19 protein-coding genes and 1 pseudogene are annotated in these 21,301 nt (G+C 60.1%); 3 read left to right on the top strand and 17 right to left on the bottom strand.

Annotation, left to right across the window (positions count from 1 at the left end; translation table 11 throughout):
* Nucleotides 1–321: 321 nt before the first annotated feature.
* The 5 genes from IEY47_RS08660 to IEY47_RS08640 form a co-directional block, all read right to left on the bottom strand.
* Nucleotides 322–588 (bottom strand): DUF1652 domain-containing protein, encoded by a 267-nt coding sequence (locus IEY47_RS08660; RefSeq protein WP_188982797.1) that lies wholly within the window; start codon nucleotides 586–588, stop codon nucleotides 322–324.
* Nucleotides 589–1,233: 645 nt separating this feature from the next.
* A complete protein-coding gene (nadE, locus tag IEY47_RS08655; protein ID WP_188982796.1) occupies nucleotides 1,234–2,061 on the bottom strand; it encodes an NAD(+) synthase in 828 nt (275 codons plus the stop codon).
* Nucleotides 2,058–2,561 carry a CinA family protein gene (locus IEY47_RS08650; RefSeq protein WP_188982795.1) on the bottom strand — a complete coding sequence of 168 codons (504 nt, stop codon included), beginning with the start codon at nucleotides 2,559–2,561 and terminating at the stop codon, nucleotides 2,058–2,060. The genes nadE and IEY47_RS08650 overlap by 4 nt, the downstream gene beginning before the upstream one ends.
* Nucleotides 2,562–2,846: 285 nt before the next feature.
* Nucleotides 2,847–3,494 (bottom strand): hypothetical protein, encoded by a 648-nt coding sequence (locus IEY47_RS08645; RefSeq protein WP_188982794.1) that lies wholly within the window; start codon nucleotides 3,492–3,494, stop codon nucleotides 2,847–2,849.
* Between the two features lie 133 nt (nucleotides 3,495–3,627).
* The gene (locus IEY47_RS08640) at nucleotides 3,628–7,749 is read right to left on the bottom strand and encodes a CheR family methyltransferase (protein ID WP_188982793.1); all 4,122 of its coding nucleotides are present in this window, start codon (nucleotides 7,747–7,749) and stop codon (nucleotides 3,628–3,630) included.
* 762 nt (nucleotides 7,750–8,511) lie between these two features.
* On the opposite strand from IEY47_RS08640, the pseudogene IEY47_RS08635 reads away from it, so the two are divergent.
* Nucleotides 8,512–9,403 (top strand): annotated as a pseudogene (locus IEY47_RS08635) (manganese catalase family protein).
* A gap of 35 nt (nucleotides 9,404–9,438) precedes the next feature.
* Here the strand turns inward: IEY47_RS08635 and IEY47_RS08630 are convergent.
* From IEY47_RS08630 to IEY47_RS08610, 5 genes are all read right to left on the bottom strand, one after another.
* Nucleotides 9,439–9,708, bottom strand: coding sequence for a type II toxin-antitoxin system HicB family antitoxin (locus IEY47_RS08630; RefSeq protein ID WP_188982792.1), 270 nt, complete (start codon nucleotides 9,706–9,708; stop codon nucleotides 9,439–9,441).
* A 238-nt stretch (nucleotides 9,709–9,946) separates the two neighbouring features.
* On the bottom strand, nucleotides 9,947–10,114 hold the full coding sequence (locus tag IEY47_RS08625) for a hypothetical protein (RefSeq protein WP_188982966.1): 168 nt from the start codon (nucleotides 10,112–10,114) through the stop codon (nucleotides 9,947–9,949).
* A gap of 55 nt (nucleotides 10,115–10,169) precedes the next feature.
* Nucleotides 10,170–10,949 (bottom strand): DUF3618 domain-containing protein, encoded by a 780-nt coding sequence (locus IEY47_RS08620; RefSeq protein ID WP_188982791.1) that lies wholly within the window; start codon nucleotides 10,947–10,949, stop codon nucleotides 10,170–10,172.
* A complete protein-coding gene (locus tag IEY47_RS08615) occupies nucleotides 10,946–11,374 on the bottom strand; it encodes a phage holin family protein (RefSeq protein WP_229779333.1) in 429 nt (142 codons plus the stop codon). Before IEY47_RS08615 ends, IEY47_RS08620 begins: the two co-directional genes overlap by 4 nt.
* A 35-nt stretch (nucleotides 11,375–11,409) precedes the next feature.
* A complete protein-coding gene (locus IEY47_RS08610; protein ID WP_188982789.1) occupies nucleotides 11,410–12,093 on the bottom strand; it encodes a hypothetical protein in 684 nt (227 codons plus the stop codon).
* 260 nt (nucleotides 12,094–12,353) lie between these two features.
* Here IEY47_RS08610 and hutC point away from each other — a divergent pair, with 260 nt between their 5' ends.
* A complete protein-coding gene (gene hutC, locus IEY47_RS08605; RefSeq protein ID WP_188982788.1) occupies nucleotides 12,354–13,109 on the top strand; it encodes a histidine utilization transcriptional repressor HutC in 756 nt (251 codons plus the stop codon).
* A gap of 52 nt (nucleotides 13,110–13,161) precedes the next feature.
* Here hutC and hisC read toward each other — a convergent pair whose 3' ends face one another.
* From hisC to IEY47_RS08585, 4 genes are read right to left on the bottom strand one after another with little or no spacing between them, the layout of a single operon-like run.
* Nucleotides 13,162–14,289, bottom strand: a complete 1,128-nt coding sequence (gene hisC, locus IEY47_RS08600) for a histidinol-phosphate transaminase (protein ID WP_188982787.1) — start codon at nucleotides 14,287–14,289, stop codon at nucleotides 13,162–13,164.
* Nucleotides 14,286–15,098 (bottom strand): amino acid ABC transporter ATP-binding protein, encoded by an 813-nt coding sequence (locus IEY47_RS08595; protein WP_229779316.1) that lies wholly within the window; start codon nucleotides 15,096–15,098, stop codon nucleotides 14,286–14,288. Before IEY47_RS08595 ends, hisC begins: the two co-directional genes overlap by 4 nt.
* A gap of 11 nt (nucleotides 15,099–15,109) precedes the next feature.
* Entirely contained in the window at nucleotides 15,110–15,775 is a 666-nt protein-coding gene (locus IEY47_RS08590; protein WP_188982786.1) for an amino acid ABC transporter permease, read from the bottom strand.
* The gene (locus IEY47_RS08585; RefSeq protein ID WP_188982785.1) at nucleotides 15,772–16,428 is read right to left on the bottom strand and encodes an amino acid ABC transporter permease; all 657 of its coding nucleotides are present in this window, start codon (nucleotides 16,426–16,428) and stop codon (nucleotides 15,772–15,774) included. Before IEY47_RS08585 ends, IEY47_RS08590 begins: the two co-directional genes overlap by 4 nt.
* 428 nt (nucleotides 16,429–16,856) lie before the next feature.
* Here IEY47_RS08585 and IEY47_RS08580 point away from each other — a divergent pair, with 428 nt between their 5' ends.
* Entirely contained in the window at nucleotides 16,857–17,642 is a 786-nt protein-coding gene (locus tag IEY47_RS08580) for a class I SAM-dependent methyltransferase (protein WP_188982784.1), read from the top strand.
* Between the two features lie 158 nt (nucleotides 17,643–17,800).
* Here the strand turns inward: IEY47_RS08580 and IEY47_RS08575 are convergent, their stop codons facing one another.
* The 3 genes from IEY47_RS08575 to IEY47_RS08565 all read right to left on the bottom strand — a co-directional run bounded on the left by IEY47_RS08575 (nucleotide 17,801) and on the right by IEY47_RS08565 (nucleotide 21,284).
* Complete coding sequence (locus IEY47_RS08575; protein WP_188982783.1) at nucleotides 17,801–18,637, bottom strand: transporter substrate-binding domain-containing protein; 837 nt, start codon at nucleotides 18,635–18,637, stop codon at nucleotides 17,801–17,803.
* 71 nt (nucleotides 18,638–18,708) lie between these two features.
* Nucleotides 18,709–20,082: an FAD-binding oxidoreductase gene (locus IEY47_RS08570; protein ID WP_188982782.1), complete on the bottom strand. Its 1,374-nt coding sequence runs from the start codon at nucleotides 20,080–20,082 to the stop codon at nucleotides 18,709–18,711.
* Nucleotides 20,079–21,284 (bottom strand): alpha-hydroxy acid oxidase, encoded by a 1,206-nt coding sequence (locus IEY47_RS08565; protein WP_188982781.1) that lies wholly within the window; start codon nucleotides 21,282–21,284, stop codon nucleotides 20,079–20,081. Before IEY47_RS08565 ends, IEY47_RS08570 begins: the two co-directional genes overlap by 4 nt.
* Nucleotides 21,285–21,301: the final 17 nt, after the last annotated feature.

The following is a 21,301-nucleotide window of genomic DNA, read 5'->3' as shown; positions in this document are numbered from 1 at the left end:
GCGTTCACCAGCGGTCGCTGGGCGCAATGCAATCCGTCGCCCACGGTGTAGAGCGATGCTTTGGACGTTGTTATGAAGCCTGGCGGATTCTCATGTACGTGCCGGAGCGCGGGAGGCAGCTACTTTGCGAGGGAAGCGGCGAAGGAGACGGAAGGCGGCGGATTACGCCACCGCGCGGCTAATCCACCCTCCGTAGTAAATGGGCGTCTCAGTGCAAGGCAAGGTCGTGAATCGTAGGGTGGAATCCCGAGGGGCTTCCACCGCTCACCGCGGATCGTTGTTTCGTGGTTTACGCCACAGCATGCCAATCCACTGCGTTTCTTAACCGAGTAAACCTGCGCGCTCCCAGCCAGCGCCAATGCCGGAATCTGCGGCCAGTCGTTGACGAATTTCCAGGACCAATTGCGCGGTCGTCCGCAGGCTGTCCAGTTGCTGCATAGGGTGGCGAGCGTCGTACAGCAGGACTTCCCCTTGGCTATGGGGCTGGCTGATGCGGATCTGGTAATAGGTGCCGTCGGGTTGGCAGGAGCACTGCAGCGGTGCGAAGGCAGTTTCGACGATCGAGACTTTATCGATGAGGGCGGACATGGGGCGTACCTCTTGTAATTATCGAGGAATGACATTCATCGGCTGTCGAAAAAGTTGCCACCTTGCCCGGCTGTCCATGCGACCAGCGTGGGAGTTTGGTTCGTTTATTTACAGGCCGCGATAGTTGGGCAGCGACGCCGAACTACTGGTTCAGGAGCGTAAAGACAAAAATGGGTTGCCGCTTGGTTTGTCAGACGGAATGCATGTTCATTAGCGTGCTTATTTAGCGCGGGCTGAGGTCGACATTGCGCTGAAACGATTAAGACGGGGATAAGTTAAACGTGGCTGTAAGATGCGTTGAAATGTCCTGTAAATCGTTGTGCCGTAGCTTCTGTCGCCTGTAGAGGTGTCTCCGGCCAGGTAGTTTTATGCATGGCGGTCACCTCTATACCACTGAGCGCGTTTTTGCCGGTCAATGAGGTAAAAGAAGAGTTCGAAAGCAGGTCATACGCTCGTCGGCGTATTTAGCGCTTAAGCACGATGACGCTTCATATTTATCGTTGCATTGCTATCAATGCATATTAGTTACACAGCACAGTGCTATTAGAAAATGGCCAGAGGTTTTGTGGGAGTAGGTCGGGCGGCGATCCGCCCGACCTACTCCCACATTCGAACTGCGAGCGCGTTAGCGCGCGGCTTCGAAAGTTATTGAAAGGGTGGCGTAATTGGCAGCGATCGCTTGTGTGCAGTCGCCTGGTAGATACGCAAGATCGTTGTCCGCGCATCGTCGGGAATGGTTTTGCCTTCGAGGAAATCGTCGATGTCTTCGTAGCGCACGCCTAGTGCTGTCTCGTCGGCATGGCCCGGGCGGAGGCTTTCCAAGTCTGCCGTCGGTACTTTGTCCACCATCGTCTGTTCCGCACCCAGCCATCGGCCTACTGCGCGCACCCTGCGCTTGTTCAGGCCGTAGAGGGGAGCGACGTCGCACGCGCCGTCGCCATGTTTGGTGAAAAAGCCCATAAGCGCCTCGGCAGCGTGGTCGGTGCCGATGACCAATCCGTCCCGCGCACCGGCGATGGCGTATTGAACGATCATGCGTTGGCGCGCTTTGATGTTGCCGAGCACGAAATCCTGATGGGCGTCGTCGCGGAAGGCCAGTTTGGCCGCGGTTAACTGCTCCAGGGTCGCATCGGCCGCCTGTTTGATATTCACCGTCAGGGTCTCATCCGGTTTGATGAACGCCAGGGCTGCCTGTGCATCCGCCTCATCGTGCTGTTCGCCGTAGGGGAGGCGAACGGCAATGAAACGCGCATCACCACCTTGTTCGCGGAAGCGTTCGACCGCACGCTGCGCTAAGCGACCGGCAACCGTAGAGTCCACGCCACCACTTATGCCCAATACCAATGCATTACGGTTAGCGGCACGTAGTTGATTGCAGAGGAATGTGATGCGCTTTTCGGCCTCGCGCTCGGCATCGAATGCTTGAACCACCTCAAGGGCCTGGATGATCGCGTTTTGTTCGATATCGCTCATCGATTTTGCTCTCCTTCGATAATGTTCAGGTGAAGCGTGGGGATACGGCCGAGCGCGTAATGTGCCGCATCGTTGAGAACATCGTTACGCTCGCCGTCGAAATGACGGGTTTCGCTGTGCAGATGGACCGCGCCGTCGATGCGAAAGCCCCATGCGATACACACGGTACCGGGTGGGATGTCGTCCATGGGTTCCGGCCCGGCCACGCCCGTGGTTGCCACCGCGATATCCGCTGGGCTGTCCTTCAGCGCGCCTTCGGCCATGGCGCGCGAAACGGCTTCGCTGGTGAGGCCGTGTTGTTCGATCGTGTCGGGCGAGACACCGAGCAGTCGAGTTTTCGCAGCGGGGGAATACACGACATAGCCCGCGTCGAGGTAGCTGCCAATCCCTGGGTAGCACGCCAGCAGCTCGATCATCTTTCCCGCCGTGCAGGACTCGGCGGTGGTGAGTTGTACGTCGTGGTTCTGAAGGTGCTCGATGAGGTGTTCGACGTCGTTCATGGGAAGACCTTGCTCAAACCGGGGCAGCGGATCGAGTGGCCCGCTACCTAATGTCTTTCAAACGTTTTGTGTGAGTGCCCGCTTTACGGGCGTTGCCGCGTTCAGCACGGCGATATTTGATAGAACCGCACGGCAACCTCGGGGTTCAGTCCCGTAGCCGGGGTGCAGCTTGGGACAGGATTTGTCCTGCGATAGGGTTTGGTCGAGGTGGTTATTGCACGATCGCTCGCGACTAAAGCGGATGGCCGCCCCGTCGCCCCACGAGGTAGCGCCGACGGGTTGCCCTTAGTCGCTTATCATCCAGCGTTTGCGGATCCAGCGGCGCTGGCGTGGTGTGGTGAACTGTTTGGTTTGGTGATCTTCAGCATGAAGGCCGCAAATGCCCTCACAGCCAGTCAGTTCATAGCCGCGCATGACACCGATCGCGTCGGGCTCCGAGCTGTAGTAGGCGATGACGCGGATTTCAATGGAGTGAAAGGTTAGCCCGTCGCTGGGAAACAGGTGCTCGTCCACGTCCAGGGCATGCTTCTTCGCGGTGCGGCGAATCAGGGCGGCGAAGCTGCCGATATGGGTGAAATCGCCTTGGCGCAAAGGGCCCTGGTGCGTTGCCTGGCTGAGCACGATTTCGCGCGGGTTATCCTCGTCGCCTCCTTCACGCACATCCGTGACATCGCAGGCGTAAACGCCTTTAGAGGTATGCAGCAGAAAGAAGATCTGGTTGATGAAGACCGGCTCTGCGCTCATGTTCGAAATTAGGCAGAGCGAATTGAGGTCACGCCCGGCACCGCGATTGATGATGAGCTTGGGACGGCGCTGCCGCCGGTGGCTCAAGAGCAGCAGGTGTGCGTAGAAGATCCAGACGCAGAGGGTGGCAGTCGAGATGCCAAGGGTAAAAATGAATTGGTTTTCGCGTATCCAGTGGTAGAGAAACATGACGGCCTTGAAAGCAGGGAAGGGTACGCATCAACACTCGTAATGCGCGATACCCACAGAAGACCACTGCGCTAAAGCCGTCGTTTCCGCCTTTCGTCATCGAACGTTCGCCAATGAAGTCGAAGTACTTCAATCAACGCCCGATCAGTTCGCCGACCCGAGCGAGTAATATGTCGAAGGCGATGGGCTTGTCGACATGGCCATTGAAGCCTGCCTGCAGGGTCTCACTGATGTCCCGATCGCTGCCGTAACCCGTAAGCGCCAACGTCGGTGTTAGCGCATGGCGCGGTGTCTGCCGTAGGGCCCGCATGAACATCAGCCCGTCCATTTCAGGCATCCCGATGTCCGAAAGGATCACATCGAAATCATTGTCCTTGCAGCGTTCCAGAGCATCCACGCCATCACTGGCCAGGGTCACGTGGGCGCCTTCGATTTCCAGCAAGGCTTGCATGATGTCGCGGATATCGGGCGAGTCATCCACCACCAGGACTTGTATGTCAGCGAAGCGCCCTTGGGCCGTCGCCTCGGTAGCGGATGGCGCAGGGGTGGTTTCCTCGCTTGCAGGCAGCCAGATGCTGAAAGTCGCACCTTTGCCACTGCCCTCGGACTGTACTTCGACACGCCCGCCGTGCTCTTCCGACAATTGCTTGACCAGTGCCAACCCGATGCCAAGGCCGCCGCTCGCGTTCTTGGATTGGCGGCTCTGCACCTGCCCGAACATGTCGAAGACCTTGTTCAGGTCGCTATTGGCAATACCGTGGCCGGTATCCTGCACGTCGATACGGATATCGGCATTTTCGCGACCAAGGCGCAAGGTGATGGCGCCGCCATCGGGGGTGAATTTCAGCGCATTGTTGAGCAGGTTCCAGATGACCTGCTCGACTCGAATCGGGTCCGCGTTGACCACTAGGGGGTCGACCTCGACGCGGGGTGTTTCGAACGAGATCGCAATGTCACGGGCGGTGCTTTCGGCATAGAGCACGTCGACGATATCCGCGACCAGAACTTGCAATGTCACCGGTTCGAGGTTGAGCTTGAACTTGCCGGTGTTGATACGCGACAGGTCGAGCAAGTCGTCGATGATACGAGCCTGGCTCCGCACCGAGGTCAGGATGGTATCGACCGCGCGCTTGGCGATTGCCTGTGTCTTGACGATGGAAAGGCGCGAGACCAGTTCCGCGTTGAGCTGGATGAGGTTGAGCGGATGTTTCAGCTCATGGGACATGACCGCGAAGAATTCGTCCTTGAGCTTGGCCAAGTCCTGACTCTGAGCAAGCTCATCGTCCTGCGCGCTTACCGAATGCTTGTTGCTGGTGACATCGCGTCCGATCTTCGCGTAGCCCTGCCATCCGCGCTCATGCAAGGGCGTGGTGATGCCGCTGCAAAAGAAGGTGGAGCCGTCTTTGCGCAGGTGCCAGCGTTCATCTTCCGCCCGGCCCTCACGACGTGCCGTTTCCAATTCAGTGGCGGGCACGCCCGCGGCGCGATCTTCCGGGGTGAAGATCAGATCGAACGGCTGCCCCAGTACGTCCTTCTCGCTATACCCGAACACACGCTCGGCGCCGTGGTTCCAGCTACGAATGCGTGCCCCGTCATCCATGGTGATGATGATGTAGTCACGGGTGCTTTCCGCGACGAGGCGCATGCGCTCTTCGCCTTCGCGCAGCTTGTTTTCCGCTTCTCGGCGTTGGGTTACGTCGATGAACGTCAATACCGCGCCATCAATGCGGTTCTCCGTGGTGCGGTAGGGCAGTACTCGCGCGATGTACCAGCGTCCGTCCTTGCCGCGGACTTCACGCTCGATGGTTCTCAGTGCGTTGAACGCCGCATCAGCGTCGTTGGCCATTCCGGGATACATCAGGCGGTTGGTGATATCGAGCAGCGAGCGGCCTATATCGGTCGCGATGATGCTGAACACTGACGTAGCTTTCGGGGTGTACCACTTGATGCGCATGAGGCGATCGACGAATACCGTGGCGATGTCACTGGAGGCAATGAGGTTTTGCAGGTCATCGTTGACCTTGTCGGTTTCCTCGACCTTGGACCTCAGCTCCTGGTTAACGGTGATCAACTCTTCGTTGATCGACTGCAGTTCTTCCTTGCTCGTCTCCAACTCTTCGGTGGTCGAGCGCAGTTCTTCGTTGATCGCTTGCAGCTCTTCGTTCGATGCCTTGAGTTCTTCGTTTGAGGTTTCGGAGTGCTCGACCGTCGTCTGCAATTGCTCCTTGGTGCTCTGCAATTCCCGTTCGAGCTGGGCAAGCACTGAGTCTGGATCGACGTCCTGACGCGCGTTCGTCTCCCGGCTCAGCGCATCTTCGACCTGGTCGAAGATCACCAGAACGTAATCCTTGCCGGCGTCGCTGTAGGGCCGGGCGACCATGTTGACGTAGACGGTGCGGCTGCCTCGGTTGAGCTGAACCCGACGGGCTTCGACGCTCTTGCCGCGTTGGATCGCCTGGAACAGCGCGGTACGCAACTCCAGCCGCAGCTCGGGATGAACGAGCGTCAGTAGGTTGTGCGACGGCTCACCACCGGCATAGTGGAGAAACTGTCCGGCGCTGTCGGACATGTGCACGATCTCGGAACGTAGATTCACCAGCACGCTCGGCGGGGCGTAATGTTCTAGCGCTTGCTGATGTACTTGTGCGAACGGCACTTTCTGATTGCTTACCGAGCGTGTTGGATGGGGAGTGAGCGAAACACGCGACGACGCGATCGGAAGCTCTGAAACCGGGCGGCTGACGCTGGAAACCGCCTTGGCTCGGTAAATTCGGTTGCTCTTGTCCACCGGTGTGAAGAGTTCGCTGCACGCGTCCGCGGATTCCGAGCTACCCAGGAAAAGGTAACCACCGGGTACGAGGGCGAAGTGAAACATGCGCAGGATTTCAGCCTGCACGTTGCGGTCTAGGTAAATCAGCAGATTGCGGCAAATGACCAGATGCAGCCGGGAAAACGGTGGGTCACGCAACAAGTTGTGCGCGGCGAACAGCACGCGCTCACGGATTTCCTTGCGGATGCGATAGGCGGCGGGTTCCTTGACGAAGTGCTGGCGCAGCCGTTCCGCGGAAACGTCGGCCACGATGGCTTCGGGATATAAGCCCGCGCGCCCATGTTGAATCCCGTGTTCGTCAATATCGGTTGCAAACACCTGGTAAAGGTAGGGCTCCGTGCTCTGGTCCATTTTCTCGGCCAGCAGCATGGCAACCGAATAGGCTTCCTCACCCGATGCACTGCCCGCGGACCAGACGCGCACACTGTTTTCGCTCGCTGGCAGGAGATCGAACAGCTTGGGGAGCACCTCTTGTTCGAGTGCGTCGAACGCGTCGCGATCCCGGAAGAAATTGGTGACGCCAATGAGCATGTCATCCAGCAACAGGTGGGTTTCGTCTGGCGTGTTCTGTAGGTAGGTGAAGTACTCACCCAGTTCGCTGATGCGATTGACCTGCATGCGCCGCCCGATGCGTCGCATGACCGTGGCGCGCTTGTAGTGTTTGAAGTCGTGACCGGTACGGGTACGCAGCGTGATCAAGATGTCACGTAGGGCAGCCTCAGCCGTGTGCCCCATGTCGGCCGCCTCGGTCCCGAGCATCGGCGTATCGGTCGTCATGAGCTCGGGCTGGTCGATTCGTTTGACGTTTTCCCAGAGCTCCACGAGCTTTCGCGGCATGGCCGCTGCCGGCAGCACGAAATCCACGGCGCCGGTAGCAATGGCACTACGTGGCATGCTGTCGTATTCCGCGTCTTCGGGCTGCTGGGCGAAGGTCACTCCGCCCTGTTCCTTGACCCGGACGAGGCCGGTGCTGCCATCGCTGCCGGTGCCCGACAACACGATGCCGAACGCGTGTTCGCGGTGGGCGTCGCCCAAGGTCCGTAGAAAGATATCGACCGCGATATGCCGTGGACGACCTGCTTTCTGCGGGCTTAAGCGTAGATAGCCATCGTTCATCGACAACTGCATGCCGGGCGGGATGACGAAGACATGATTGGCCTCGATGGGCGTCGGCTCGTTGACTTGCACGACGCGCATCTGCGTGACTTTTTGCAGAATGTGGTGCGCATTGCTTTCGTAGTCCGGCGACAGGTGCATGACGACGACGAACGCCATCTCCGGTTTGGCGGGCGTGTTTTCGAAGAACTGCAAGAGCGCCGGCAGGCCACCTGCTGAAGCGCCAAGCCCCACCACTGGAAACCGCAGGTTGCTTCTTGCGACGCTATTGAGCTCGGTCGCAGGCGCCTCGGGTTTGGCCTTCGTCATCGTTGTCCTTTTTCATCACGTCCAGAATGCGGACCGCTGCTGTCCGCGCGAACGGTGCAATCTATAGGACGCATGCGGTGCATGTCATGCGCATTGCTACGCCGTTCGTTAATAGGATCGTCGTATCGAGCCTACGTTCTATTGATGCGCTCTAATTTTCCATGTGCCGCTTACCGAATACCGATTAGTAAAACCACAGCTTGTCGAGTATTCAAAATCGTGAAAAGTTATACGCCGAAGACATTTTGTATATGCATTGCATTAGTTTATTCCACCTTCTCAATAGCTATCTAATCAATACGCGAAGTTTCGATTCGGTTAAGTGGCAGCCGAGCTAGCCTTGTTTTCTCTGGTAGCTGTTTGTCAAATGCGCCTGTATTGATGAGGCAGTGTGATCCGGGTTCTTCTACAGCCCTCGTCGATCCACTTTATTTCCGAACGTACCGCTTGCTGTAGAAAAAACGCAGGCTCGCGATCTTTTTGTCGGATTGGCGGGAATCTCGTTACGTCGTAAGAGGCTGCCCCGTAGATTCAAAATAATTAGAAGAAATCGATTCAAGAGGAGGTGTGTAGTTCCGTCTCGACGACGGAATAATAGTGCGTAAACCCGCTCATCGGTAAGTTGGGTGTCTTGGCAGCGCCGTTGAACTCCATGCAATTCGAAACATTCAATCGCTATGCGTGACGGTATTTGAGTCCGCCGCAATGGGATGACGATTTCAAGTTCGAGGGAATGTTTTCATTAAACCGTGGAGACTATTCATGTTCGTACACAACAAGCGCCTGCAATATACCGTGCGTGTCGGGGCACCGAACCCTGGCCTGGCAAACTTGATGTTGGAGTAATTCGGCGGCGCGCAAGGCGAACTTGCCGCTGCGATGCGCTATTTCACCCAAGGACTGGCCGAGACCGATCCAGGCCGTAAAGACCTCTTGATGGACATCGCGACGGAGGAGCTCAGCCACCTTGAAGTGATCGGTACCATCATCGGGATGCTAAACCGGGGAGCGAAAGGGCAGGTGTCGGAAGGGGTCGAGGAAGAGGCCGCGCTCTACCGTTCGTTGACCGGCGCGGGTAATGATTCCCACATCACGTCGCTGCTCTATGGCGGTGGCCCCGCGCTCATCAACTCGGGGGGTGTGCCCTGGACTGCCGCCTATGTCGACAGTATCGGTGAGCCAACGGCCGACATGCGCTCAAACATCGCCGCCGAGGCGCGGGCAAAAATAGTTTATGAGCGCTTGATCAACGTGACCGACGACCCAGGTGTCAAGGATGCGCTGCAGTTCCTGATGACCCGTGAGCTTGCCCATCAGAAGTCGTTCGAGAAAGCGCTGCATTCGATGCAGCCAAACTTTCCGCAGGGCAAGCTGCCGGGCCTCCCCGAGTTCACGAACGTCTATTACAACCTGTCGCAGGGCGAAGGCGACGCACGTGGCCCTTGGAATCAGGGTGAGGAATGGACGTTCGTAGACAACCCGCAACCCGCAACCCGCAGTAGACGGTGGCGACGGGATGGCAAGCGTGGAGTTGCCAGAGAAAGATGCAAAGGTGCTGACGCAACTTGCCACGCGCACGAAGTCTGATCCCACGACCGATCCGCTGACTGGCGCCGATTTGGGGCAAGGCGCTGCGCTAAAGAACGTGAAGTAAGCCTCGTTGTTCCTGACGACTGCCTTCGGTGGTCGTCAGATGACCTCTCGATATTCGCTCAGGTCGATCTCGACCGAACTCCAACTCATGTTCTTGTAGACCGGATCGTCCCGTAGTTTCGCCTCAGGCGAGGGCTTGGGAATGGGCAGGCGTTCGCGTGCGCGTTCGGCCAGTTGCATATGCGCGGATTCAATTACCGCCTTATAGACTTCGTCGATTGCAGAGCCGGAGGCTTTGGCACCTGGAATGTCTGGGATGATGATGTCGATACTGCCGTCCCAGAGGATCGCAATCGGATATCGCATACCTGTGCCTGTCAGAGGTGCCTTCTGATAGGAGTGGCGCAACGCTACTTCGTTCGCCAGCACCTGAACGAGTGCTGTGACGATTGGTTTTTAGCTGAGACGAAGAGCCTATGCGTAGGTAGAAATGCGTTACCGATAACAACGAAGCAGCGCTAAGAACGGAAATTACGCTGTACAGGCGCATGGGGAGGCTATCTCCACACACGACACGCGTCATGTCAGGGATGGAGGAGGATGATTAGGGGGAAATAGGGTCGCTGGCGGGGAAGGTTTCTTCCAACGCTTCGTCTACCTGATGCTCATTGGCATCATCGGGCTGGCGCTCGGTGTCAGGCAGCTGATCGGCGAGGTCGTGATCGTTGTCAGTAACCTGTTCGATATTTTCGTTGTGCTTGGGCTCACTCATAAGAACTCCGTCTGTGCAGAAAAACGCCGCGGCCGAAGCTCGACCGCGGACCTTGTCACGAATGCAGGTTGGGTGACGCCGCAGCGCCGAGTGGGTCTGGGCGGGGATTATCTGGCTGCCGGGGCGGCGCGCCATGCGAACTCATGCGCTCGTTCAATTCATGCGCGGCATCGGTGCCTTTCTCCGCTACCCTCTCGTAACCCTCCTGGGCCTTGTGCTTGGCGCGGTCTTTCAACTGATCGCTCGCTTTACCCATCAACTGATCTTCTTGCCGGGTTCCAGGAACGCCTGCGCCGAGCATGGCACCGATGGCCATCCCTAACGCACCCAATACAAGGGGCTGCTCCTGAAGCAAATGTTGAAACCCGGCACGGGCACGATCGCTTTGCTGACGCAGCGCATCGCTCGCCTGGTGCCCGGCGTTCCCCATACGGTGTCGCGCGTCGCTGGCTTTGTGCTTGAGGTGATCCGACGCTTGCGCCACCTTGTCACGCGCGTCATGTGCGCTCGCACGCACGCCGTCGGCTTTTTCGTCGAGGTGCATGCCCTCACCGGGCGCCGGCTGACGCTGGCCCATCATCATCCACGCTAGGCCGACGGTGGTCAGCAAGGTCGGCACGGGGTTCGCCTTGACGGTCTGGCCCAGATTCGAGGCGAATTCGCCACCATGGCCCTTGGTATAACTCAGCGCCTGATCCAGTAACTGACCAGGCGATAGCTTGTTTTCCAAGGCGTTAACCAAGTTGGTGATCGAATCGCGCTGTTGATCGATTTCGCGCTCGAGGGTCGCGGGGTCCTTGTGGGACTCGGCTTCTATTCGGCTCTGCGTGCTCATAGCGTCTTACCTCGAATCGCGTTCTTGTCTTTGTTCAAGCTGTCCACGGTGCGTTCGGGCTTGAATGAACTTGCTTCGAATTTCTTCTTGCCCCCCTGCAGCATGATCAGGCCGACAACGACCACGACACCGCCCACGATCAGTGCGGATAGCCAGGGTTCGAGCACTGTGCTCAAGCCATAAACGGCGGCTTGCAGTAGGATCACGAGGCCCGCGAGCATGACCGCGCCACCGAGGCCCATGCTGACGGCGCCTGCCTTGGTTGCGCGTACGGATTCGGTAATTTCCGCTTTGGCCAGCGCCAGTTCCTTGATGAGGAGGTCAGGCACTTCACGGGTCAGTTGCTTGACCAGTCCGCCTACCGAGCTGTCGTTAGCACTCGATTGCGGATGTGGCGGCGTGCGCGTATCCGGCGTGTCCGGCATCGTGTAGCTCGGTTCCGATTTGCGGTTTGGATGGCTCATGAATGCATTCCTCCGTCGCGGTTCTTGTCGGCACCATAGGCGGTACTGGGCACACCCTTCGCGTCTCGCTCGGCCTGGCTTGCAGGGTTGAATTGAGGCAGTTCGGTCCGTTTTGAGGGACCGGAAAGCGGCCGGCTGGGGCTGTCCAGATCATCGAACGGCCGCTTCGGCGGAGCGAATGAAGCGTCGGTATCGACTTCCGGTTCTTCGTCGAAGCCTGCTTGCGGAGCATCGTTTTTCCCAAGAGACGAGCCTGTGGAGCCATGGGACGTCGATGCGCGCATGAAACGCGTGAGACCGAAACCAAGCGCCACGCTGCCGGTAATGAAGAGGGCCGGGTTTTCTCGCGCCAGGCGGTTGGCCTCGTGGAGCATGTCCTCGGCGCTCTTGCCGCGAAGGGATTCCGCGAATTGCCCAAGGTTGTTGGCAATATCTGCCACGTAATGCGACAGCCCAGCTGGGTCATCCTGGTCCTGCATCGCGTCTGCGGCGGCGTCCGCGCTACGCGCCACCTTGTCCACTTCGTCTGCAGCGCTGTCGCGATAATGTGCGAACTGTGCTTCGCCTTTGTGCGTAAGGTGTTCCTTGGCTTGTCGCGCTTCGTCTTGCAAGCGGCTGCCGGTTCCGCTGTGCGGGTTCGGGCTCGCTTGTGACCGGTCGCTGTCATAGGGGATAGCCATATCTGTCTCCGTCTCGAATCAGCATGTGGATGCAGGTGCATGCCTCTCGATGAAATGCACGATCACGTCGAGTTAATGCCTACATAAGAGCTGACTTATGCCTGATCGGCGGAGTTCTAGCGAAGCGGCGGACCGTTGGTCGGTCGTTCGCAGGTGCGATGGTGCGTACGGCTTGCACGTCCCAGACGCAGTTGTACATACATATACAGCCGTAGGCCGGCTGCGTAGACTTCCCCGCACCGCTTTATCAGGAACAGCTCATGCCGCGCGCGTCCCATCTTTCGTCTCCTTCCCACGCTTCCAGCGCTGCTGCGGGGCCCGCGCCGCTCTACGAGCGTGTCAAGCAGATGATCCTGCACCATGTGCGTTCTGGCGAATGGCCGACGCATCACCGTGTGCCGTCCGAGAGTGAATTGGTGGGCCAGCTGGGCTTTAGCCGCATGACCATCAACCGGGCCCTGCGAGAGCTGACGGCGGATGGTGTACTCGTACGAATGCAGGGCGTGGGTACCTTCGTAGCGGAACAGAAGGGTCAGGCGGCGTTGGTGGAGGTACACAACATTGCGGAGGAAATTGCCTCGCGCGGGCATGTGCATCGGTTGGACATCATCACCTTGGGCGAAGAAATCGCCAGCAGCGAAAGGGCTGCAGCGCTGGACGTCAAACCTGGCCAGCGGGTGTTTCATTCCTTGATCGTGCACTACGAGAATGACGTTGCCGTGCAGATCGAGGATCGCTTCGTTAATCCGCTGCTGGCGCCTGACTATCTCGCGCAGGATTTCCATGCGGAAACCCCGTTCGTGTACCTCAATCGCGTGGCGCCGCTGAGCGCCGGCGAGCATGGCGTCGAGGCCGTGTTGCCCAGCGTGGCGGAAGCGCGCTTATTGCAGATCAAACGACAAGAGCCGTGCTTGTTGATTCGCCGGCGGACGTGGTCCGGCCCGCGGCTAGTGACGAGTGCGCGGCTGTTATACCCCGGCAGCCGCTATCGACTGGAAGGGCGTTTCGGCGGCTAGCGAGGCGCCGCGGCGCATCCCTTTCTTTACGGATGCGCCTTCAAGGGTCCTATCAGCCGAGCTCGGCCAGGCTGTCTTTCAAGGCGGCGAGGAAGAGATCGTTGTCTTCCATGCTGCCGATGGAAACACGCAGATAGGTGGTGTAGCCCGGCTCGCGCCAGGGTTTGACGATCGCACCGCGCGACAGCAAGGCTTCATTCAACGCCTCGGCCTCGAACGGAGTGGCAAAGAACAGGAAATTGCCGAGCGAGGGAGCGGGCGCAAGGCCCATTTCACGCAAGGCCTGGTCGACGCGCGTACGTTCGGCAGCGACATGGTCGAGGCCGCTTTGCAGGTGCGCGTCATCGGCCAGCGCGGCAACGGCGGCGGCCTGGGCGCAGCGGTTGACGTTGAACGGAGTGCGCAAGCGGTCGATCAGGTCCGCCAGGAGCAGGTCGCTGACAATGCCGTAACCGACCCGTAGCCCCGCCAGCGAGTAGGCCTTGGACAGGGTCCGTAGCAGCACGTAAGGCTTGCCGCAGGCATCGAGCATTGCCATGCAGTCGGGATAATCCGGCGCATCCTTCGCGTACTCGTAGTACGCCTCGTCGAAGATCAACAACGTGTGGGCGGGAATGGCGTCGAGGATGCGTTGCAGTTCGGCCGCGGTCAGGGCGCTGCCCACCGGATTCGAAGGGCAGGCGAACATCAGCAGTCGTGTGCGTGGCGTAATGGCTGCGATCAGCCCGTCTACGTCGATACGTAGATCCGAGCCCATAGGCACGCCGACGACTTCGGCGCCAGCGGCCTGCGGATAGAGAATGTGCAGGCCGAAGGAGGGCAGAACGGTGACGACCTGATCGCCGTGATCGAGGAACACGCGGCTGATGATGCCCAGCAGGTCTTCCGAGCCGTTTCCGAAGACGAAGCGGCGCGGATCGACGGCAAACTTAGCGGCCAACGCTGCGCGTAGCTCGCCGCAGTTGGGGTCGGGATAAAGGCCAGCGTTCTTGGCTTCGCGCGTGATCGCATCGATAACGGCCGGCGAGGGTCCGAACGGGTTCTCATTACTGCCGAGCTTGGCGATGCGGTCCAGCGCATAGCGCTGGCGTACGGCTTCGCTGGATAGCCCAGCGTTGTAGCTCGACAGGCCGCGGACTTCGCGGCGCGCCAGGGTCAGCAGAATGTTTGCGTCAGTCATGCGGGGGTTTCCTTCAAGTCCTGCCAGAACGCATTGCGATCGAGGTAGTTCTGCAAAAATTGCTGCAGGCGCGGGTGTTCGGTGTCGTGAAAAATATCGCGTGGGGCGCCTTTGGCAACGATGTGGCCTCCGTCGAGGAAGGCGACGGTATCGGCGACCTGCGCAGCGAAGCCCATCTCATGGGTGACGACTACCATGGTCATGCCATCGGCCGCGAGTTGTTTCATAACCTGCAGCACTTCACCGACAAGTTCAGGGTCGAGCGCGGACGTGGGTTCGTCGAACAGCATGAGGCTTGGCTCCATGGCCAATGCACGCGCGATCGCCACGCGCTGCTGCTGGCCGCCGGAAAGCTGCGCGGGAAACGCATCGGCCTTTTCCGCGAGGCCGACCTTGTCGAGCATCGCTCGACCTTTACGCTCGGCATCGCTCCGCGTCAGACCCTTCACCCGAACGAGGGCTTCGCACACATTGCCCAGCGCGCTCATGTGCGGCCAGAGGTTGAACTGCTGGAACACCATGCCCAGGCTGCTACGCACCTGGTTCAGGCGGCTGCGGCTCGCCCTGCGGCGCGGCGATATCGACTGCCAGCCTAATAGCTGACCGTTGATATGGATCTCGCCTTCATCGTATTCCTCCAAAAACGCCATGCTGCGCAGCAGCGTGCTTTTTCCGGAACCCGAAGGGCCGATCAGGCAGACGACTTCGGAGCGTTGCACGTCGAGGTCGACGCCCTTGAGTACCTGATTGGTGCCAAAGCGTTTGCCAACGTTGCGCAAGGTGAGGATGGGGGTGGTCACGTCATTCATAGGAGTACTCCTCAGCTGCGAACCAGAAAGCGGCCGACGCGCCGTTCCAGCCAAAGGCCGAGACGCGAGCTGAGTTCGATCAGGATCAGGTAACCGATGCAGAGCACCAGCAACGTTTCGACGAAGGCGAAGGTTTCCGAGCCAATGCCGGTCAGCACCATCGTTAGTTCGGGAATGGTAATGATGGAGAGCACCGCCGTTTCCTTGCAGAGGATGGTGATCATATTCACCAGTGCCGGCAGGATGATCACCAGCATCTGCGGCAATTGCACTCGCCAGATGCACTGCCAACGCCCCATCCCGAGGCACTCGGCGGCTTCCACGTGCCCTTTCGGTACGGATTGGAACCCGCCGCGGAATATTTCCGCGAAGTAAACGCTGCCATACACCCCCATACCCAAAATGCCGGCGGTGATGGGCTCCAGCGACAATCCGAATTCCGGGCCGCCGTAGTAGAGCAGAAACAGCAATACGAGGAAGGGCGTGGCGCGGATGACTTCGATGAACATCCGCAGCGGGATGCGCAGCCAGCGGCCGCCGAACAGCTGCAGCACCGCGATACCGAGGCCGAGTACCAGGCCGATCAGCACGCCCGCGAACCAGGTTTGGAAGGTTACCAGCAGGCCATGGAGGATCGGCTCGACGCGGTCGGTAATGATCGATACATCGAACATCATGCAGACCTCCCGAGCCGGCGCTCCAAGAGGCTGCCGAGACCGGCTAGAGGGATGTTGATCAGGCAATAGAACAGGGCCAGTACCAGATACGTTTGCAGGAACAGGTAATTGCTCGCGGCCAGGTTCTGCGCCACCCGGGTCAGGTCAGCCAGGCCCACCACCGATACCAGTGAGGAGGCCTTGATCAGCAGAATCATCTCGTTCACGAGGGCCGGTAATGTCAGGCGAATGGCCTGCGGCACCTTGATGCGTGTCAGGGTCTGCCAGGGCGAAAGGCCTAGCAGGTTGGCCGCCTCGAGCTGGCCGTGGGGAATCGCCAGGAAGCCACCCCGAAAGATTTCCGCGATGTAGGCGCCGGACGCCAGCGCCAAACCGATGATGGCCGCGCCTATGGGGGGAATGTTCGGCAGCCCGATACGGGGCAACAGGTAGTAGATGAACAACAGCTGTACCAGAAGTGGTACGCCGCGAAACACGAAAATGTAAGCCCCGCCCAGGCGACGCAGCAGTGGCGTTGGCGAAAGTCGCATGCTTGCCACAGCGATCCCGATCACGAAGCCGAAGGCTAGCCCGACCAGCGAGGTCTGCAGCGTAACCACCAGCGCTTGCGCCATGAGTGGGAGGCTTTCCAGAAAGGTGGGCCAATCGAACATCAGGTGAATCAAACCTCGAATGGAAGTGGCTCGAGCAGGGGTGTGCACCACGGCCTACGCGCGTGGCGCGGCATTCTCCCATGACTGCGGGGGAATGTGCCGAAAGGACAGGGCTTTTTCCGCATCGGTACCCGTGGACGATGCAAGAAGCGCTCCGCGCCCGACGGTTGCACCCGTCTTTGGCGGGATGCAGGCGGAGGCGGTTAGCAGCGGGTGAACCACTGACAGAGTCGGGGCCACTCATCGAGTCGAAAGGGGTATTGCGTGCGCCCCGGTATGCTCCGGGAGAGTTCGCTGCCTGGCGCTCTCTCGTCACGTGCGCTGGAGAACATAGGAACCGGACGATGACCGAACCCACTCGAAGAGATCGCTCTGCCCATCCGCAGCCATGGCTTCCAGGGGCCTACGCGTGCGCGGAGCACTCCCACATGACACTTGCCTTTGCGCAAGCCTACGAGAAAGTGGCAACTCGTATCACTGCGCCAATTTCGGTTGCGGCGCTCGCGCGCGTCGGAACCGTCGATCGAAGCACTCGGCTGCTGGACATCGCGGCAGGCTCAGGCGCGTTCAGCGTGCCCGCCGCGCATGCCGGTGCGGCGGTGACCGCCATCGATATCGCGCCGGGGATGGTCGACCTCTTGACCGAACGGCTGGCGCCCTTCCCAAAGGCAGAGGTATGGCATATGGACGGCCAAAAACTGGCCTTCGAGGATCAGAGCTTCGATGCCGCGGTATCGATCCTCGGCACGCTCTTCTTCGACGACTGGCAGCGCGGGTTGTCGGAGCAAGCGCGCATCTTGAAATCCGGCGGCACGGCTGTGGTCGCCACATGGCGCACGCCGCCGGGTGGTGGACCGTTCGTCATCATGGCCGAAGCATTGCGCAGGGCATTCCCGGATCGTCCTTCGCCGATGCCGCCCGCGGGCTTCACCGCTTTGGCAGATCCCGAGCGACTGGCGGGTGCCATGCACGAAGCGGGATTGGTCAGCGTAGCCGTCGAAACCTTGGGGTTCGTGTGGGAAGGCCCTGCGGGCGACGCTTATTTGGATGAACTCAGCGAGCTCCATCCTTTCATGGGACCGTATGCCGCGGCGGACGTGGCAACCCGCGCGCGTCTGGACAGTGCGATCCTGGCCATTGTGGATGAGATTGCCGTCGACGGGCGGGTCGAGTTGACGGCTCCCGTCTTACTGGCCACAGGGGTGAAACCTTGAACGATTGGGTGTGACAGCTAAGACGTTCTTCCTGTGGGAGCGGGCCATGCCCGCGAATCGCGGGCATGGCCCGCTCCCACAAATTTAAAGCTTAAGCGCTCTGGCCGAACAGGCAGCCATAGGGCGGATCACCTGACGCGCAGCCCGCCGTTTTCCCCTTACCAGCTGGGCTCGAAGTCTCCAGTAGGAACATCCATTTCCGCACCCAGCCATTTCTTCTGGAGTTCGGCAAGACGGCCGCTGTCCTTGATCTTCTTCATGGCACCGTCAATTGCCTGGATCAGGCTGGCGGCATCGTCGTCCTTGCGGCCGAGGTAAGCGAAGTAAGCCTTCTTGCCAAAGGGCGGCTGCACCACCTTGAAGACCGCCGAACGCTGTGCGGCAACGTAGGAAATGTTCGGTAGCGAGTTAGCGACGGCCTGAACGCGGCCCGCGGCGAGGTCGGCATAAGCCTGGTTGTTATCCACGTATTCGCGGATTGTCACCTTCTCCGGAAGCGTTGCGGCGAACGCCTTGAGTTCCTCGAGCTGCGCCGAGCCCTTGCCCGCGCCAACGGTCTTGCCCGCGATGTCTTCGGGCTTGGCGACGTCGTCCTTGCGGGCGCTTGTCAGCAACGCGACGGTCGCTTCGGCGATGGGCGTGGTGAACTGGTAACGCGCCTTGCGCGCCTGGGTCACGATGATAGGGCCGGCGACCATATCGAAATTCTTCGCTTCCAGCCCAGGCAGCACGCTGGGCCAGGGCAGATCGATGAAGCGTACCTTTACCCCGAGTTCCTTGCCGATCTCGGCGAACAAGTCCTTGTTCAGGCCGGTCTGCTTACCCCCTTCGAGAAAATCGAACGGGGCGAATTGCAGTTCGGTGCCGACGACCAGTTCGCCTGCCTTCTTTACATCGGCGAGTTGGTCAGCATGCGCTGCCACGGATGAAAACGAGAGTAGGGTGGCGGCGCACAGGCCGCTAAGGGTCTTGGCCAGCAGGCTTCGGCGGATCATGGGTAGCTCCTTTTATTCGGTTATTTGCTGCCTGGCACGAAGCAGTTAGCGTGCCATGCCGGTTTATGGGCTCAGCCCAGCACTTTGCCAGGGTTGAGAATGCCTTTTGGATCGAAAGCGGCTTTGAGCGCGGCCATCGCGTCCAGCGCGTCTGCCGTCACAGAGTGGTGCAGGTAAGGCTTTTTCAATACGCCGATTCCGTGTTCAGCGGAGACTGAACCGGACAATTCGCCGACCACGGCGAACACCGTTTCCTCGATCTCGTGAGGATCGGCATCCGGTACGGAGTTTAAGTCCACGCTCAGGTGCAGGTTGCTGTCGCCGATATGCCCGAAGTAAACACTTCGGTTGCCGGGCCAGCGCGCGTCGATACGCGCACGGCAGCGCTCGACGCAGGTGCCGATGTCGGCAATAGGGACGCTGACGTCGAAGTTCAGGGGTTTGAGCCGTGTGGGAAACTCGCCCGTCGCCTCGCGGATTTTCCATAGCGCCCGCGCTTGGGCGTGCGAACTTGCCTGCACGGCATCCAGCGCTTCCCCGGCTTCGAATGCCTGCTCCATGACCGCTTCTAGCGCCTGCGCCGGTGCATCGAGGTCGCACAGCACGAAGAGCGGATGGCTGTCGTCCAATGGCGCAATCGGCTTCTCTAGCCAGGAAACACCCGTGCGATAGAAATCCTGCCACATCACTTCGTAGGCTTGAGGGGTGCCCAGCTCGCGCTGGATACGGCGCAACAAGGCGACCGCGCTGGCGTAGTCGGGCAGGGCGCAGAGCATCGTGGCGACCGGCCCTGGCGGTGGGACGAGCTTGAGGACCGCACGGGTAATCACCCCAAGGGTGCCCTCCGAGCCGATGAAGCACTGTTTCAGGTCATAGCCGGTGTTGTTCTTCTGCATTTTGTTCAGCAGGTTGAGCACGCGACCATCCGCGAGGACCACTTCCAATCCGAGTACCAGATCACGCGTCATGCCGTAGCGAATGACCGCGTTTCCCCCCGCATTCGTCGCGATGTTGCCACCGATTTGGCAGGAGCCGCGCGCACCCAGGTCGAGTGGAAACAGCAAACCTGCGTCCGCCGCCGCGAGCTGGATGTTTTCCAGCGTGGTGCCGGCGCGCACGGTCAGGGTCATGGCCGCTGGGTCGATGTCTTCGATCCCGGTCAGGCGCTGTAGCGAGAGTGCGATATCCGTTGCACGCGGCGTGCTCCCTCCGGCTAACCCTGTCATGCCGCCCTGGGGCACGACGCTCTGCCCACGCTCATTACAGATGCGTAGCGCCGCTGCGACCCCTGCGGTATCGCGCGGCAGCAATAATGCAGCGGGGCAGGCAGGCTGGTGATAAGTCCAATCACTGTGGTGGCGTGGATTGATCGTGTCCCCAGTTAAGACAGCGTCATCGCCCAAGGCAATGCGCAGCGCTCCGAGGGTCTCGTGCAGATCGGTCATGGTTCAGGGTCCATCGGATAGGGGGATTGGCCTTGGCGGTACAGCCAGGATGCATCCAGGGAAGCAAGGTCGGGGCAGCCAAGCAGGTTCATGGCCAGGCGTAGTTCCTGAATGAGCAGATCAAGTGCGTGACCGGCGCCGGCTTCACCGCCGACCGCGAGCCCGTAAAGTGTGGCGCGGCCCAGTAACACGGCATCGGCACCCAAGGCGCGTGCTTTGAGAATGTCGGTGCCGCGACGGATGCCACCGTCCAGTAGCACTGTCATCCGACCGCTCACGGCGGCGGCAATGGCCGGCAGGACATCGATACTGGCGGGTGCGCCGTCGAGCTGGCGTCCGCCGTGGTTGGTGACGACGATGCCGTCGAGGCCCAACGCGTTGGCGCGTTCGGCGTCCGCCGGGTGCAGGACGCCTTTGAGGAGCAGATTGCCGTTCCAGCGGTCGCGCAGCCGGGCGACGTTATCCCAGCTCAATGCGGTGTCCATTTGCGCACCGATAAAGTGCGCAGCGCCGGCGGCATTGCGGGCGTCGGGCGGCAAGTATGGGTTGAGGTTGCCCATGCTCGGCATACCCTGGGGCCATAGCGCCTGGCGTACCCAACGGGGGTGGCGAAGCACATCGAGCTTGTTGCGCAGGGTCAGCTTTTGGGGACGTTCGAAGTTGCGCTTATCCCATTCGCGGTTGCCGAGCAGGACGGCATCGGAGGTGAGCATCAGCGTGCGAACCCCGACCGCCTCGGCGCGGGCGAGCAGCGCTTCCTGGATCGTTGCATCCCGCAGGCAATACAGCTGAAACCAGAGGTCACCGTCCGGAGCGGCGCGCGAAACACTTTCCAGCGAGCCGGTCGCCACCGTACTGAGCCCGAAGGGCAGTCCGCGCGCGTGCGCTGCGCGCGCCAGATGCTCGTCCGCATCTCGCCAGAGCATGGCGTTGTAGCCCGTCGGGCCGATCATCAGCGGCGCCGACAGAGGCGTGCCGAAGAGCGTCGTTTGGGTATCCGGTGTCGTGCAGGGCACCAGTGTGCGCGGTTTCAAACCAATCTCGGCGAAGCCCTCCCGGTTACGGCGCAGGGTGATCTCTTCCTCCGCGCCACCGGCGACGTATTCCCAGGCGAAATGCGGCAAACGTCGACGTGCGAGTTCAGCCAGCTCTGGAATGCTGCGGGTGCGGCGGAAGTCGGTTCCGGTGTAGTAGCGGCGCATGGCGAATCCGTGCAGGT

Source organism: Pseudomonas matsuisoli (assembly GCF_014647635.1).
GTDB lineage: Bacteria > Pseudomonadota > Gammaproteobacteria > Pseudomonadales > Pseudomonadaceae > Pseudomonas_P > Pseudomonas_P matsuisoli.
Note: the sequence above shows the minus strand (reverse complement) of the source record. Positions and strands in the feature narration are given on the sequence as shown.

Coding starts and splice junctions, on each gene's coding strand:
- IEY47_RS08580 (WP_188982784.1), top strand. CDS start 16,857: ATGACACTTGCCTTTGCGCAAGCCTACGAGAAAGTGGCAACTCGTATC.
- IEY47_RS08570 (WP_188982782.1), bottom strand. CDS start 20,082: ATGACCGATCTGCACGAGACCCTCGGAGCGCTGCGCATTGCCTTGGGC.
- hutC (WP_188982788.1), top strand. CDS start 12,354: ATGCCGCGCGCGTCCCATCTTTCGTCTCCTTCCCACGCTTCCAGCGCT.
- IEY47_RS08595 (WP_229779316.1), bottom strand. CDS start 15,098: ATGAATGACGTGACCACCCCCATCCTCACCTTGCGCAACGTTGGCAAA.
- hisC (WP_188982787.1), bottom strand. CDS start 14,289: ATGACTGACGCAAACATTCTGCTGACCCTGGCGCGCCGCGAAGTCCGC.
- IEY47_RS08565 (WP_188982781.1), bottom strand. CDS start 21,284: ATGCGCCGCTACTACACCGGAACCGACTTCCGCCGCACCCGCAGCATT.
- IEY47_RS08630 (WP_188982792.1), bottom strand. CDS start 9,708: ATGCGATATCCGATTGCGATCCTCTGGGACGGCAGTATCGACATCATC.
- IEY47_RS08590 (WP_188982786.1), bottom strand. CDS start 15,775: ATGATGTTCGATGTATCGATCATTACCGACCGCGTCGAGCCGATCCTC.
- IEY47_RS08585 (WP_188982785.1), bottom strand. CDS start 16,428: ATGTTCGATTGGCCCACCTTTCTGGAAAGCCTCCCACTCATGGCGCAA.
- IEY47_RS08620 (WP_188982791.1), bottom strand. CDS start 10,949: ATGAGCACGCAGAGCCGAATAGAAGCCGAGTCCCACAAGGACCCCGCG.
- IEY47_RS08640 (WP_188982793.1), bottom strand. CDS start 7,749: ATGACGAAGGCCAAACCCGAGGCGCCTGCGACCGAGCTCAATAGCGTC.
- IEY47_RS08645 (WP_188982794.1), bottom strand. CDS start 3,494: ATGTTTCTCTACCACTGGATACGCGAAAACCAATTCATTTTTACCCTT.
- IEY47_RS08650 (WP_188982795.1), bottom strand. CDS start 2,561: ATGAACGACGTCGAACACCTCATCGAGCACCTTCAGAACCACGACGTA.
- nadE (WP_188982796.1), bottom strand. CDS start 2,061: ATGAGCGATATCGAACAAAACGCGATCATCCAGGCCCTTGAGGTGGTT.
- IEY47_RS08610 (WP_188982789.1), bottom strand. CDS start 12,093: ATGGCTATCCCCTATGACAGCGACCGGTCACAAGCGAGCCCGAACCCG.
- IEY47_RS08660 (WP_188982797.1), bottom strand. CDS start 588: ATGTCCGCCCTCATCGATAAAGTCTCGATCGTCGAAACTGCCTTCGCA.
- IEY47_RS08625 (WP_188982966.1), bottom strand. CDS start 10,114: ATGAGTGAGCCCAAGCACAACGAAAATATCGAACAGGTTACTGACAAC.
- IEY47_RS08615 (WP_229779333.1), bottom strand. CDS start 11,374: ATGCCGGACACGCCGGATACGCGCACGCCGCCACATCCGCAATCGAGT.
- IEY47_RS08575 (WP_188982783.1), bottom strand. CDS start 18,637: ATGATCCGCCGAAGCCTGCTGGCCAAGACCCTTAGCGGCCTGTGCGCC.